The organism is Cupriavidus sp. 01T418 (genome assembly GCF_056398885.1).
Window position 1 is genome coordinate 15488 of record NZ_JBFTQG010000065.1, and the last position, 14186, is coordinate 29673.

14 protein-coding genes are annotated in these 14186 nt (G+C 64.1%); 4 read left to right on the forward strand and 10 right to left on the reverse strand.

Annotated features, from left to right (window positions below):
- The first annotated feature begins 3 nt into the window (after positions 1 to 3).
- The gene (locus tag AC1DQ3_RS33750; RefSeq protein WP_477124444.1) at positions 4 to 1194 is read left to right on the forward strand and encodes a M24 family metallopeptidase; all 1191 of its coding nucleotides are present in this window, start codon (positions 4 to 6) and stop codon (positions 1192 to 1194) included.
- A 107-nt stretch (positions 1195 to 1301) separates the two neighbouring features.
- Here the strand turns inward: AC1DQ3_RS33750 and ggt are convergent, their stop codons facing one another.
- Positions 1302 to 2927 carry a gamma-glutamyltransferase gene (ggt, locus tag AC1DQ3_RS33755; protein ID WP_477124445.1) on the reverse strand — a complete coding sequence of 542 codons (1626 nt, stop codon included), beginning with the start codon at positions 2925 to 2927 and terminating at the stop codon, positions 1302 to 1304.
- A 2-nt stretch (positions 2928 to 2929) separates the two neighbouring features.
- Positions 2930 to 3913, reverse strand: coding sequence for a Bug family tripartite tricarboxylate transporter substrate binding protein (locus tag AC1DQ3_RS33760; protein ID WP_477124446.1), 984 nt, complete (start codon positions 3911 to 3913; stop codon positions 2930 to 2932).
- A 165-nt stretch (positions 3914 to 4078) separates the two neighbouring features.
- Between AC1DQ3_RS33760 and AC1DQ3_RS33765 the strand changes: the two genes are divergently transcribed.
- Together AC1DQ3_RS33765 and AC1DQ3_RS33770 are read left to right on the forward strand one after the other, a co-directional pair.
- Positions 4079 to 4789 (forward strand): LysR family transcriptional regulator, encoded by a 711-nt coding sequence (locus AC1DQ3_RS33765; protein WP_477124447.1) that lies wholly within the window; start codon positions 4079 to 4081, stop codon positions 4787 to 4789.
- A gap of 33 nt (positions 4790 to 4822) precedes the next feature.
- Entirely contained in the window at positions 4823 to 4978 is a 156-nt protein-coding gene (locus AC1DQ3_RS33770) for a hypothetical protein (protein WP_477124448.1), read from the forward strand.
- A 349-nt stretch (positions 4979 to 5327) separates the two neighbouring features.
- Here the strand turns inward: AC1DQ3_RS33770 and AC1DQ3_RS33775 are convergent, their stop codons facing one another.
- The 4 genes from AC1DQ3_RS33775 to AC1DQ3_RS33790 all read right to left on the reverse strand — a co-directional run bounded on the left by AC1DQ3_RS33775 (position 5328) and on the right by AC1DQ3_RS33790 (position 10506).
- Positions 5328 to 6488, reverse strand: coding sequence for an MFS transporter (locus AC1DQ3_RS33775; protein ID WP_477124449.1), 1161 nt, complete (start codon positions 6486 to 6488; stop codon positions 5328 to 5330).
- Positions 6485 to 7840, reverse strand: coding sequence for an MFS transporter (locus AC1DQ3_RS33780; protein WP_477124450.1), 1356 nt, complete (start codon positions 7838 to 7840; stop codon positions 6485 to 6487). The genes AC1DQ3_RS33775 and AC1DQ3_RS33780 overlap by 4 nt, the downstream gene beginning before the upstream one ends.
- Positions 7841 to 7899: 59 nt before the next feature.
- The gene (locus AC1DQ3_RS33785; RefSeq protein ID WP_477124459.1) at positions 7900 to 8658 is read right to left on the reverse strand and encodes an SDR family NAD(P)-dependent oxidoreductase; all 759 of its coding nucleotides are present in this window, start codon (positions 8656 to 8658) and stop codon (positions 7900 to 7902) included.
- Between the two features lie 90 nt (positions 8659 to 8748).
- Entirely contained in the window at positions 8749 to 10506 is a 1758-nt protein-coding gene (locus AC1DQ3_RS33790) for an FAD-dependent oxidoreductase (RefSeq protein ID WP_477124460.1), read from the reverse strand.
- Positions 10507 to 10677: 171 nt separating this feature from the next.
- On the opposite strand from AC1DQ3_RS33790, the gene AC1DQ3_RS33795 reads away from it, so the two are divergent.
- Positions 10678 to 11475, forward strand: coding sequence for an IclR family transcriptional regulator (locus AC1DQ3_RS33795; RefSeq protein WP_477124451.1), 798 nt, complete (start codon positions 10678 to 10680; stop codon positions 11473 to 11475).
- A gap of 368 nt (positions 11476 to 11843) precedes the next feature.
- On the opposite strand, the gene AC1DQ3_RS33800 is transcribed toward AC1DQ3_RS33795, so the two are convergent.
- The 4 genes from AC1DQ3_RS33800 to AC1DQ3_RS33815 all read right to left on the reverse strand — a co-directional run bounded on the left by AC1DQ3_RS33800 (position 11844) and on the right by AC1DQ3_RS33815 (position 14152).
- On the reverse strand, positions 11844 to 12278 hold the full coding sequence (locus AC1DQ3_RS33800) for an HU family DNA-binding protein (protein ID WP_441630802.1): 435 nt from the start codon (positions 12276 to 12278) through the stop codon (positions 11844 to 11846).
- Between the two features lie 98 nt (positions 12279 to 12376).
- Entirely contained in the window at positions 12377 to 13294 is a 918-nt protein-coding gene (locus AC1DQ3_RS33805; RefSeq protein WP_477124452.1) for a tyrosine-type recombinase/integrase, read from the reverse strand.
- A 214-nt stretch (positions 13295 to 13508) separates the two neighbouring features.
- Positions 13509 to 13748 (reverse strand): hypothetical protein, encoded by a 240-nt coding sequence (locus AC1DQ3_RS33810; protein WP_477124453.1) that lies wholly within the window; start codon positions 13746 to 13748, stop codon positions 13509 to 13511.
- Positions 13745 to 14152: a hypothetical protein gene (locus AC1DQ3_RS33815; RefSeq protein WP_477124454.1), complete on the reverse strand. Its 408-nt coding sequence runs from the start codon at positions 14150 to 14152 to the stop codon at positions 13745 to 13747. Before AC1DQ3_RS33815 ends, AC1DQ3_RS33810 begins: the two co-directional genes overlap by 4 nt.
- Positions 14153 to 14186 lie beyond the last annotated feature (34 nt).

Genomic DNA, 14186 nt, shown 5'->3' on the forward strand with positions numbered 1-14186 from the left:
GTCATGCCTCATCTCACGAACGCTGTACACGAATACCGGCTGTCGGCGATGCGACGCTTGATGGACCGCTTGCGAGTGGATGCCCTGGTATTCGGCACGCCCGACTTCTTCCAGTACGCAACGAACTTTCAGCTCGATGTGTGGCCATGGGAGCGGCCCGTGTTCGTTGTCGTGCCGCGCAATGGGGACACCTTTGCGGTGATGAACGAGCTCTCCACCAACCACATGCGGTTTGCCACGGAGAAGGGCACGGTCTGGCTCTCGGATGTGACTTACTATGCCGAGCACCCGCGCTTGGCCAACCGGCTTGCATTGCCATCGCAACTGCCGGAAGTGGTTGCAGCATTGTTGAGCCAGAAGGGCCTGGCCATGTCGCGCATCGCCGTTGACGTTCCGCATCCCATTCTCGCCGGGGCGCAGCGCCACCTTCCCGAGATGACGCTGCGACCGGCCCTTGCCGAGATGCGTAGCCTCCGGTGGGTCAAGCACGGCGAGGAACTCCAGAACATGCGGGCCCTGGCCAGCCTGACCGACTGGGTCCAGGACCGGTACAGGGAGAACATTCGTCCCGGCCGCCTGGTTCAGGAACTCGACCACGCCATGGCGGCGCTCATGGTGGAAGAAGCGGCGAGGCGGTTTCCCGGCGAGGATTTCGAGATCCTGAAGTGTTGGACCCTCACTGGCGCTGCATCCGCGTCCCCGCACGGCGATGGTGCATCTTGCGGCGCTCGCATTGCGAAGGGAGACACGATCGTCAACCTCGTGCTACCCAGGCTGAATGGGCTCTATGTCGAGAATGAGCGCACCTGGTTCTGCGGTCAGCCGACCGACGAGCAGGCCAGGTTCTATCGTGTGGCAGCGCAGGCGACGGACGCTGCGGTTGCCACTGCCGTGGTCGGCCGGCGCGTCTGCGACATGGATGCTGCCGCCCAGGCCGTGATCGAAGCAGCGGGATGCGGGGAATTCGTCTTCCACAGGACCGGCCACGCGGTGGGCCTGATGCTGCATGAGTATCCTGAAGATATGGCATTCAACACGCGGGCACTGCTGGCCGGGGAGGTCTATTCGTCCGAGCCGGGCCTGTACGTTTATGGCCTCGGCGGCTTTCGCCTGGACGACACTGTCATTGTGGGCGATGAACCTGAGGTGATCGTCCAGACACCCAAGACGTTGGCGTACGCCACGGTTGGATAGGTTTCCGGATGTATTGCGTTCAGCGGGTAGCGACCTGGGGTCGCCGTTGCCGCCCTTGCCGGTCATTCGCAGGCAACAACGAATGACCGGTGCAAGCCAGTCTGTCCCTACATCAACGATTCCACCGAGTAGGCGACACCATCGCGTCCGGGATCGGCGCCGCCTTCCAAATAGCCGTTGCTGATACGCACAGCGTGCACCCAGCTGATGGTGTAGTTGTAGGGGTTTCGGATGACTTCATAGCCACGTTGCTCAAGTTGCCGAGCCACTGCCCGTGGTACCCGATTGCAGATGTCGATGGCGTTGCTGGTCGACGAGAACCGAGGCGCCGACACCGCCTCCTGCATCGTCATGCCGCGATCCACCACGTTCAAGATGGCTTGAAGCACGCCCATGGCGATCTGGGTGCCCCCGGGCGCGCCCAGGACAATCTCGGGCTTGCGGTCCCGGAACACAATGGTCGGGCAAGACGACGTGAAACGGCGCTTGCCCGGAGCGATGCTCCCGGCCCGACCAGGCCGGGGATCGAATACGCCCATGCAGCCGTTGTACATGAACCCCAGTCCGGGTGTGATCGCCCCGGCCGGCATGGCGAGCGAATGCGTCAGCGAAACGCAGTTGCCGTCGCCGTCGACCACCGAGAGATGCGTGGTGTCGCGCGGCACCGCATGTCCCGGATTTACGCGCGTCACTTCGACACGATGACCGCTCCGGACCGCGTCTGCCGTCGCCGCCGCCCGCTCGGCCGACAGAAGGTAGTCGAGCGGCACGTCGACATAGGCGGGGTCGCCGATATGGCGGTCCTTGTCGGCGGTGGCTTGCTTCATGATTTCGCACAGTATCGTGATGTACTCGGGCGAGTTGTGCGGCATGGATGCCAGGTCGAACTGATCGAGCGCGTGCAGCATCTCGAGCAGCATTGCGCCGCCGCCGGGGGGCTGGTTCGTCGCCACGATGCGGTCGCGGTATCGACCGAATAGCGGCTTTTGCCGGATCACCCGATAGTCATCGAGGTCCGCTTTCGAGATCAGTCCGCCATGGCGCTGCATGTCTTCGACGATAGCGGCGGCAATTTCCCCGCGATAGAAGTCGTCGGCACCGACGCGACCGATCCGCTCCAGCACGTTGGCCATGTCGGGATTGGCAATTGGCGTGCCAATGGATTTGGGACTGCCGTCGGCCTTGCAGTAGAGCATGCGGCCCGATGTGCTGAAGGCCAGCCGTTCCCGGTTGCTGGCGCGGCCCAGCGTGGCATCGTCGTTCCAGAAGGCATACATGCCGGGGCGGACGAAGTAGCCGTGCCGAGCCCAATCGACGGCCGGGGCGACCACTTCTGCCCAGGGCAGGTGGCCGTGCGCGGTGTGCATCGCCTCGAGGCCGCGCAGCGTGCCCGGGGTGGCGATGGACTGATAGCCGATGTCGTTGAGCCGGTCCTTGATGAAGAAGCCGAAGCCGTCGCGGGCTTCGCCTTCGAGAAGGTCAGCCCACATGTCCGGCCGGGCATTGCCCGGCGCGGTCGCGTGGAAATCGAAATACTCGTGCACGTTGCTGCCGGGCAAGTAGACCGCTGCGGTTCCGAATCCGGCGATACCGCACATCAGCGGATCTACCACGGTCTGGGCGAGCGCGCACGCCACCGCGGCGTCGACGGCGTTACCGCCGGCTTTCAGGATTTCCGCGCCTGATTCCGCAGCTTCCGGCTGCGGGCACACCACCATTCCTCGCGTGCTCATGGTCAGTTCGCCTTGAAATCCACGTCCGACATCGCACTCTGCAGACGGGCGGTATCGCGTTCGGTCAGTTGCATCAGCATGTTCGACGGCCCTGGCATCGGGATAACTTGCATCGTCTTCATCTTCTGAAGCACGGCTTTGTCGGTCAAGAATATCTGCGAGGCGGCGTGCAGGCGCCGGATCGTTTCGGGCGGTGTGCCGGCCTTGGCAGCAATTCCCATCCAGCCGAGGTCGTCGAACCCCGTCAGTCCGAGCTCAGATGCGGTGGGGACGTTGGGCAGTTCGGGGACACGTTTCGGCGAGAAAAGCACGAGGGGAACCAGCTTGCCTGCTTGAATCTGCGGCGTGGCGGTGGACACGGTGGGCGCCATGACCTGGGTCTGTCCGCTGACCGTCCCAACGACGGCATCGGGTTCACCCTTGTATGGAACGTGGGTCATCCGGAGCTTCTGGTTTTTCTGAAACAACTCCACAATGACGTGCGTGGAATTGCCATTGCCCGACGATGCAAAGTTGATCGCGTCGGGCTTGGCCTTTGCCATCGCCTCGAGGTCCTGCAGTTTGCGGATACCGGATTGCGGATTGGCTACCAGCACGAAAGGCGTGGTCGTCAGCACCGCCACCGGCGCGAAGTCGACTTCGGGCTTGTAGGAGAGCGGCGCATAGGCAAACTTGTTGAGCACCATCTGCGACACGCCTGCCAGGAAGAGCGTGCAGCCGTCGGCAGGTTGGCCGAGCACGTACTTCGCAGCGATGACACCGCCAGCGCCGGCCTTGTTCTCGACGACGATCGTCGTGCCAAGTTCCCGCCTCGCCATTTCCGCCCACATGCGTGCCAGCGTGTCGGTTCCACCGCCGGCCTGCTGCGAAACCACCAGGCGGATCGGGCTGGTGTTTCCGGCCTCCCCGCAGGCCCAGGCTGGCCCCGTTGCTCCCAGAGCCAGCGCGGCAGCCAGCATCCTCCCCCGGATGGAGATTTCTCTCATGTCGTATCCTTATCTTCAGTCGTGTCGTGGTTGCAGTGCGGCCGCTGCGACAGCATTATTGCCACGATTCCCCCACCGTCGCCAATGAAAACTTACGAACCTACTATGAGGAAATACTCATGTTCATCACCCCAGGACGCCGTAGCGTGGGCCCGGCGGCTGCGCATGCGCCATTTGGAGTCGTTCCTCGTACTGATCGAAGCTGGGACGCTGACGCTGGCTGCCGACCGGCTCCACATGACCCAGTCAGCCGTCTCGCACTGGCTCAGTGAGATGGAGGAATTAGTCGGCGCCCGGCTCGTGCTACGGGGCAAGCAGATGCGGTTGACACCGGCGGGCGAAGCCGTGCGCAAGCTGGCGTTGCGAGTGCTTGGCGAAGTCAGCCGGACGAATGACGAACTCGTTTCGCTCGAGCGAGGCGAGGTGTCGCGGCTGCATATTGGCAGTGTGACGGCGGGAATTGCCCATCTATTGCCGCGTGCCATACTCGCTTTCCAGAAGGACGAAGGCAACGTGGCCTTCCAGGTTTCGGAAGGCGTATTCAATAGGTTGCTGAGCCAGCTCGAAGAGCGCGAATTTGATCTGATCGTGGGATCGATCGATGCACGCGCCTATGGGCCCGCGCTCGAGCACGAAGTGCTGTTCGAAGACGATATTGCGATCGTGGTCGGGCCCAAGCATCCGCTGTCGGGCGTCACGCAGATTGGCTGGACGGACCTATATGCCTATCCATGGGCAATGCCGCCGCGCGATACGCTGATGCGCGTGCGCCTGGACAACACGCTGCTGGAGCGGTGCGGCGCGGGAATCGTGCCAGCGTTGGAGACGGGATCGGTCATGGTTCTCGAATCAATTCTCCATGCCAGTCATTACTAGGGCGTCTGTTCGGGCGCGATGGCTCGGCACCTCGTGGACCGTTCGCTGGTGCGGCGCCTGCCCCTAACTGACGTGGGTTCGTTCGGCCCAGTCGGCGTGGTGTGGAGACGTGGCGGCCAGGATGAAACGCTGCTGAAGTTCGTCTCGATCCTGCGGCGCGAGGCGAAGAAGACGATGCGGGGCGAATAGGAAAGCGTTCCGGCGGTTCACCGGTCAGTGCCCACAGTCGGTTCTTGGCACGTTCCGGCCGGTTGCCCACCACAGGGATCAGATGTCCGTGACCGACCCGAAGCTGCCCTTTGAGTTTTGATTGCCGATGTCTGCTTTTCGGCCTTATGAGAAGCTTTGCATAATCTGCCGAAGCGGAAGTTCGCGGGGGGCGCGAGGTGCTTGGCGCCGTTCTTAACACGGCTGTGTGCGATCATCCGCGCGGCAACTTGGCGACGTCGCCCATGGGCGCCACGCAAAGTGCCAGTGAGTAGGAAGCCAGCAGCGATCAGCGTCGTGATCGCTTCAGGGCGATTTGTTCGATGCCCAGCTATCCGGGACCGTGACGGGAACCGTCCGAGCGGAGCCGTCCCCCGAATGCCATGCCGAGAAGGGGAAGGGCGACGGCGGCGGCAGCGAACAGCCATCGCTCTCCCAGGGTGCCGGCGACGGCGGCGGCGCAGCTCATGCCGATTGCCTGTCCAAGGAACAGGCTCGCGGCAAACAGCCCCACCGCCGTACCGCGCGATGGCGCGAACACCTCGGTCGCCTGGGTTTGCAAGGTGTTATGAAGCATGTAGAAGCCGAGTCCGCCGAGGAAGCATCCGATCACGCTCCATTCCCACCGCGGTCCGACCGCCACGATCGCAAAGGCGACGCCCAGCAGCATGCCTCCCAGGACGGCCAGCGCGTCGGACCCCAGCCGCCTGATCAGCACGCCGGACAGCGTCACATACGCCAGGCCACCGATGCCATACATCGCCATCACCGCGCCGGCCGCGCCCAGGCCGAGCCCAAAGCGGTCGTGCAGGTAGGTCGGCACGAAGGCAAATCCCGTCAGGGTGAACAGGCCTTCGACCGCCGTCACCGCGAACACCAGCCTGGCGCGCGGCTGATCCAGCACGCTGCGGTACTGCTCCCAGAATGAACGCCTCGCCATCACGCGCGGGGCCATGCCCGATCCCTGCATCCGCACGGCGAGCGCCGCGAGTCCGGACCCCATCGCTAGCACCCAGAAGACAACGCGCCAGTGCAGCAAGTCGGCAATCAGGCCGGACATCCACTGGCCACCGATCATCCCGCCGATGGTCGCGAGGAAGAAGCGGGCAAGCACCCGCTGCCGCTCCCTGACCGGAACCGTATCGCCGATCATCGCCATGCTCATGGGAATGACACCCGCCGCGGCGGCGCCCGAGAGTCCGCGGGTCAGCGCCAGGGCGGTCATGGTCGGAGCCACGGCGGCCATGACGTTCGCCACGGCGCAGCCAATCAGCGCCAGGGTGACGATGCGGAGCTTCCCGAAGCGATCGCCGAGCGGTCCATATACGAGCTGCATCAGGCCATAGGCCAACGCGAACGCGGAGATGGACCGCGCCGCCATGGCGACGGGTACATCGAAGTCCGACGTGAGCGCCGGAAGCAAGGCGTCACAGGCCCGCATGGCCGCCATGCTCATGGCCGCCGCAATGGCGAGAGGTACGAACCGCCTCACTCCGCCACCCTTGCCATCGGATACGCGTGCCGGGGCTTCCCAATCATGAAAACCGACCCTGCCGCGAGCAGCGCCGGCACCGCGAGCAGGCCGAAGACATCGCCAAAGCCCCAGCCAAGACCGAGAAGCCCCGCACCTATGAAGGAGCCCGCCATGCCGCCGATCCGGCCGATGCCCTGCATCCACGCCACGCCCGTCGTGCGCGCCTCGGTCGGATAGAGGCTTGCGGCATAGGTGGACATCGAAGTTGCCGCGCTCGTGACAAGGGAGCCGCAAAGGAAAAGCGAGATGCCAAGGTACTCCGGATGGTCGACGCCACGTCCCACCACGATGACGAGCACAGCGGCCAGCAGGTACGCTATGACGATGGTACGGTTGGCATTGAAGCGGTCCATGAGCCAGCCCGCAACAAGGTTGCCCAGCAAGCCGCCAAGGGGAAACAGGGAGGCCAGCAAGGCGCCACGCTCCACGCCGAATCCGGCTTCACGGAACAGCGTCGGCATCCAGTTGGTCATCAGGTAGTAGATCACCAGCCCCATGAAGCACGACAGCCAGAGCAGGAGGGTGCGCCGCCGGCATCCGGCCGACAGGACGAGCGCCAGTGCCGGAGCCTTGCCAGCCTTGCTCGCCAAAGCCATCGGCGCGACAAACACGCAGTGCTCCAGCGATTGGCGAGGCGCGATCCGCTTCAGGATGCGTACGATTCGCTCAGGCGCCCCGGAACGTACCGCCAGGAACTGGGCCGACTCCGGAAGCAGCACAAGAAGCAGCACCGCGAGCACCAGCGGCGCGATGCCGCCAGCCGTCAGCACGCTACGCCAGCCGAAATGGGGAATCAGCCAGGCCGATGCCGCACCGCCCGCCACCAGGCCACAGGAAAAGCCGCAGTACATGGCATTCACCGCAAGCGAACGCAGACGCGACGGCGCATATTCCGACATCATCGTGATGGTCGTCGGCATGGCCGCGCCGAGTCCGAGCCCGGTCAGGAAGCGCAGCGCGGTCAATGCGCCGAGGGTCTGTGCATGGGCGGCCACGAGCGTCCATCCTCCGAAACACGTGACAGCCGCTACCAGTACTGTTTTCCGGCCGACGCGATCCGCCACGGGTCCCGCGAAGATCGCGCCCAGGCTCAGTCCAGCCAGTGCGGCGCTCATGACAACACCGAGTTCGCTGCGGGCGATGCCCCACTTGTGCGCCAGCGACGGTGCGATAAAGCCGATGGCTGCCGTGTCGTAGCCGTCGGCCGCCACAATGAGGAAGCAGAAGGCGAGGACCAGCCACTGGCAGGGGGAAAAGCGCTCGGCGTCGATGAAGGACTGCACGTCGATCGTACGGGGGGCCTGTTTCATCGTTTGTCTCCTGGATGGGCGGGCAAGCGCGCTGTCCGCGCTTGCCTCGTTTGCGAGGGTCAGGCGGCGAGGTATCCACCGTCCACGGGTAGGGTCACGCCGGTCACGTAGGTGGACATCGACGAGGCGAGGAACAGCACTGCTCCCACGAGCTCTTCGGGCTTCCCAACCCGGTTCATCGGGATGCGGGACATGAAGCGTTCGAGCTTCGCCGGGTCCGTGCGCGTGGAGATGGTCATGGGCGTTTCGATGACGCCCGGTGCAATGGCATTGACGCGCACCCCGTCGCGTGCAAGATCCGCTGCCAGCGACTGGGTCAGCATCTTCACCGCGCCCTTCGAGGGCGAATAGCCAAGCGCATTCGGCTGGCCGGAGAATGACGCGATGGACGCGACATTGACGATGGCGCCCCGGGTCTGGCGCAGGGCCGGTAACCAGGCGTGGCAGACATTGAATGTCCCTTCGTGGTTGACCTTCATCACCCGCTGCAGATTGGCGAGGGCGTTGTCGCTGTCGACGCCTTCGCGGATCAGAATGCCGGCGTTGTTCACCAGCACGTCGACGGAGCCGACGCTGGCGGTGATCTCTTCGGCGACGGCGCGGCATTGCGCGGCATTGGTCACGTCCAGCGCACGGGCGCGTGCCGCGTGTCCACGGGCATCGATCATCGCCGCTGTCTCGTGGGCATTGGCCTCGTTCATGTCGGTGACGACGACCGTCGCGCCGGCTTCGGCGAGGCCAATGGCGATGGCCCGGCCGTTGCCCTGGCCCGCGCCGGTAATGAAAGCGACCTTCCCGGTCAGGAGTTGGGGAATCATCATGATTGCGATCGAAGGAAATTTGGGATGAACGCCGCCACGCGGCCGCCGCAATGCGGCCGCGTGGGTGACAAAAATCGGGTAGGGCAATCAGTGCACGGCCAGAAGCTCGCGCGCGGTAGCCGCAATCGCCTTCGCCGGCGTGGCGTGGACGTGATCGGCGATGTGGTTGCCAGCGACATAGCCGAAGGTCAAGCCCGGGCCGAGCGTGATGCCCGCGCCGCTGTACTCGCCGCCCATGATGCTTGCCGCATCGTTGCCGGCGGCGTAGAGGCCGGGAATCGGCTCGCCATCGCGGGAGACGACCTGGGCATGCTCGTTCGTGCGGACTCCCATGAAGGAGCCAAGATCGCCCGGCACGAGCTTGAGGGCATAGCACGGGCCGGTAGCCAGCGACGCGACGCATGGGTTGGGCGTATGCAGCGCGTCGCCCTGGTATCGGTTGTACGCCTTGCTGCCGCGCCCGAACTCGGGGTCGCGGCCGTACTGCGCCGTTTCGTTGTACTGGCGAACGGTCGTGGCGAGCGTCGCCGGATCGACGCCGATCTGCTTCGCGAGGTCCTCGATCGTCTTGCCGCGCTTGAGATAGCCATTGCGCAGATGCGGCCCCAGCGGCATCGGGAACGGCTTCACGAAGCCGAGGCCGTAGTGCCGGATCGCCGCATGGTCGGCGATCAGCCAGCATGCCGTCTCCGGCTTGCCCTTCGAGGCGGCGATCATCGCCTGCACGAGATCGTGGTACGAGTTTGCCTCGTTGGCGAAGCGCTTGCCGTCCAGGCTGACGGCAATCACGCCTGGCTTCGCCCGGTCAATGAAGTGAGGCATGATGCCGGTCGTGCCGTCCTTGCGCGGCACCAGCGACATGGGTGTCCACGCAGCGGCATTCGACAGGGTCTTGTCGAACACACCGCCCACTTCTTCGGCCATGCGCACGCCATCGCCCACATTTGTCTGTGGCGTCGGCGAGAAGTGGCCGTGGCCGGCCTTCACGTGCGGGTAGGTCTCCTTGCGCCGCTCAAGGTTATGCGGGAACCCGCCGCTGGCCAAGACGACACCATGACGCGCCATCACATTGACGCGCTGCCCGCTGCGCTCCACCACCGCCCCCGTGACCCGGTCGCCGTCCTGTAGCAACCGCACGGCCGGTGAAGACAGCCAGACTGGAATCGACAAGTCAGCCGCGGACTTCGCCAGCCTCGCGGCCAGCGCGTTGCCGTTGGTTAGCGTCATCCCACGTCCGTACTTCATCACCTCGAGGAAGTGTTTGGTAAGGCGTTTGGTGACATACCACGCAGACTCCAGCGATCGCGTCACCCGCATGAAGTGGACGATCTCCTTGCCGGAGCCGATCGTCACGCCGAAGACCGTCAGTTCCGGCAGCACGGGGCCCAGGGTCTTCAGCAACGGGCCAAGTTCGCGCGCGTTATACGGGCGCGTCACCATCGAGCGGCCGCCCTGTGCCGCGCCGGGCGCCTCGGCGTGGTAGTCGGGGAACGTGAGGGGCATGTCGAACTGGACGGCGGTCTTCGACATGAAGAACTCGATCGCCTTCGGGCCGTTCGCCAGAAAGGCACGCACACGCGCCTCGTCGAACCCGGCGCCAGCCTGGTTCCGGATATAGATCAGGGCCTGGTCCGGCAGTTCGTGGTGACCGTAGGCCTTGGCCAGGTGGGTATTCGGAACCCATAGCCAGCCGCCCGAGCGGGCGGTCGTGCCGCCGTAGTAGCTCGCTTTCTCGGCCACAATTACCTTCAGTCCCCGGCTGGCGGCGGTAATGGCCGCCGACATGCCGGCGACGCCTGATCCAATTATCAGGACGTCACATTTTTCGTCTTGCAGTGTAGACATCGACTTCTCCATTTCAAGTGCGGGCGGTATGGCCGAGGGAGGCGGCGCCGCCATGCTTGCTAGATTAGTACTAGCGCGCTTGAAATTATCTACACGTTAACCCTACGCTTCAGCGTTAGATAACATCTAGTGCTATACTGCGCACTATCCATCTCATGGCAGGGACATACCGTGGACCAGACCGAGTCGGCACCCGAGCGGGAGCGCCGCGGCATCCAGTCGATCGAAGTCGGGGGAGAAATCCTGAAGGTGCTGGCCTCCGAGGCCAGGCCAATGGCGCTACGCGACCTCGTGAAGGCGGCGAACATGCCGTCCGGCAAGATCCATCCGTATCTGGTGAGTTTCGGGAAGATCGGGCTCGTGGCCCAGGATCCGGTCACGGGTCACTACCTGCTCGGCCCGATGGCAATCCAGCTCGGACTGACCAGCTTGCAGACGCTCAACCCGATCCGCGAGGCCACGCCGTTCGCCGAAGCGCTGTCGGAAGAAACGTCGCACGCGGTCGCGCTCGCTGTTTGGGGAAATCTTGGGCCGGTCATCGTGCGGCTGATCGATGCGTCCTATCCGATCCACACGAACATCCGCACCGGCACTGTCATGTCGCTGGCCAATACCGCGACCGGCAGGGTTTTCTCGGCGTTCCTGCCACGTCAGTTCACCGAGAAGCTGTTGCTGGACGATCGCATACGGCTCGGCTCGGATATCGCGCATCCGCTGGATGCTGCCGTGGTCGAGGAAATGATCAGGGAAACGCGGGCGCGCGACATGTCCCGCAGCATCAACCATCCCACGCCAGGGATCGTTGCCTTTTCCGCGCCGGTGTTCGACTACTCGGGAAACATTGCGCTGACGATCACCATCATGGGACCGACCGGCACGGTTGATACCGATTGGGACGGGCCGGTGGCCAAAGCGCTGGATACTTGTGCGCAGGCAGTTTCGAAGCGCCTCGGCTACCGGGGCAAGTAGCAGTGCTTGCAAGGCGCAGCGCCCGGGCTGTTTAGTTAACCGGTTTAGCTTCTTGCGGCTGGATGGCCGGCTCCGGGAGCGGTCATTTCCTGTGCCCAGGCAAACCATCTGGCTCAAGGCTTATCCGATCCGGCGGCTTAACGAACGCCCCCGCAAAACACTAAACTTTGATACACCGCTGAACGATTCCATCAAGCTGTTGCGTTGACCGGTTGAATCCACAGCCGATCTCGGCCGTCCGCCTGCCTTGACATCCACCCTGCTGACCCGTCGTTCGGGGCCCGCGGAAAGGGCCTATTCTCTTGCCAGCCGGGGTCGAAAAAAAATGGAGCCTCGCGGGCTCCATTCAGTCAGCAGGTCGGTACGCCTTACAGGGCTGCGTCCTTCAGTTTCTTCAACGGGCGGACCTTCACCTTGACGGTCGCGGGCTTTGCAGCGAACCACTGATCCTCGCCGGTGAACGGGTTCTTGCCGAAGCGCTTCTTGGTCGCCGCCACTTGCAGGGCGGTGACCTTGAGCAGGCCGGGGAGCGTGAACTCGCCCGCGCCCTTCTTGTGCACCGCGCTCAGGACGGTATTTTCCAGATGGGCCAGCACAGTCTTGACGGTCTTGGCGTCCAGTTCGGTCTGGGCGACCAGGTGGGCCAGCAAGCTCGCCTTGGTGAAGGTTTCCTTCAGCGGCTTCGCCACCGGTGCAGCCGCAGCGGCCTTCTTAGCCGGTGCTACTGCCTTCTTGGCCGGCGCTGCCTTTTTGGCGGCAGGCTTGGCCGGGGTCTTTACGACAGCTTTCGCTTTGGTTGCCATGGATTTCTTTGTCTGGTTACTCGTTGATATTTCGCCGTAGAGGCGTTCGCGAGAATAGCAAACTCTATGCGGTATGTGGGACTTGGGGACACCAACACTTACAACTGAGCATCAATGGTGGCCCTGATCCGGTCACAGGTTCGCGTGCTGGCCAGCCCAAGCAGCTTGCCCACGTCATCACGGTTGCGCCCGGCAAGTAGCAGCCGCCGGCAGTAGGTGTTGCGCAGCACCCGCGGGCTCATGTCTTGAGCTTCGAAGTCGATCGCGAGGAGCGCCGCTCGCACGATCTTGCCAAGACTCATATCAGTAATCGGCTCGCCGCTGGCCTGGAGTGAGAACACGAGGTCGCCAACGACCGGAAGGGTCTGCCGGCGAACGCACCACTCCGTCAGGATTGGCACCGCGAACGCGGCGAGGGGGATCGTGCGGGTATCACGCGCGCCGTGGGCTGGCACGCGCAGGTAGGGCGGGGCAGCATCGGGCTGCAGGTCCTCCCGGCGGGCCGTGCGGCCTTCCAATGCCGTGACGCCGGTGCCGAGGAAGAGCGCCACGATGGCGCGGTTGCGCAAGGCCGCCGGATCATCCCCAGCGTGCGGCTGCACCCAAGCCTGCAGGCGGGCGTCCGCGTCCTCTGGCAGGTAGATGGGATCCGGCTCGGCCTTCGGCCAATGACCGTCACGGACCAATTGACCGGCTGGATTGCTCTTGCGCACGCCGATGGCAACCAAGTGGCGGCACAACCGGTCCAGCAGTTTCAGATAGCGCATGCGCGTGGCGGTACTGTAGCCGCGCGCGTCGGGCGCCTGCCAGAAGGTATCGATATGGTCTGGGCCGAACGTGGCCACGGTGGCGTCGGCGTCGAGCAGATGACGCCGAAAGTGCTCGAACATGGCCTGATGCTGGATGATCGAGCGGGCCGCGAAAGGGCGCCGGTCCGCGCCGGCCGCCTCTCGGCGCTGCCAATCGGCGTAGGCGAGGGTGGGATTGGTGAACCAGAGGCTGTCGACGGGTGTCATGACCGCATTTATATACTGAATTCCGCTTTCCCCGCACCCCCACCGCCTCTTCGAGGCGGGACATAGCCTTCAAGTTCGCGGGGTGGAACCAGGCGGACAAGTGCTCGCCGCCGTGTGACTCTGAAGAAAACGTCGCCACCATGCTCATGCGCGATGCGGCATGCGCTTGAGGCGCGGGCATAGCGCGGATAGCGGGCGTCGAGCATCTCTTCTATCACCTGCTGGCGGTCTCCGTCTTCAGGGTCGGGGGGCACTCCAGCAGGTTTGTGTCTGCACAGAAGCGCATGATCTCCAACAGCAACTCTTCGCGCCGCGGCGGTGGGAAATGCAGGCGCCTGGCTTTGGTCCAGTAGCGGTAGCCGCGATGGGTGAGGGCGAGCAGGGCCTCGGGAGTTCCATCGAGGTTGGCAGCGAGGGCCTTGGCTTCTAACTGCAGGGTGATGGTGATAGTCATTGGTTCGGCTGGAGATTCTTTAGGGCGATCCAACGGGAAACGATTCGCGCGCGGTTTCCCGTCCCCTCCTCGACATCGGCTTCGACTGTCAGGCCACTGGGTCCTTGGAAAAGGCTCCGGACGGTTGCCCAACGGGGCGCAATGCCGGGCAGGTTTCGGTAGGCGTGGATGACGCGCTCGCCCACCGTGAACGGCCCAGCGTGCCGGAAGTAGGGCACCCCGTTGGGAAAGCGCCCGATCTCTTCGGTTAGTTGGCAGGATAAGCCGTCCAGGTACTGGCCGAGCTGGGAGCAGGACGCCGCAACGATTTGGGTCAAAGTCGAAGCGGCGGTGAGCGCCTGGCGCAACGTAGGCTCCCAACTGGGCATGAGCAGCAGCGCATTGGTTGACTTCATCCCTGCCATGGAGCTCCGCTAGCGGCGCCGCTGCGAAAAGAGT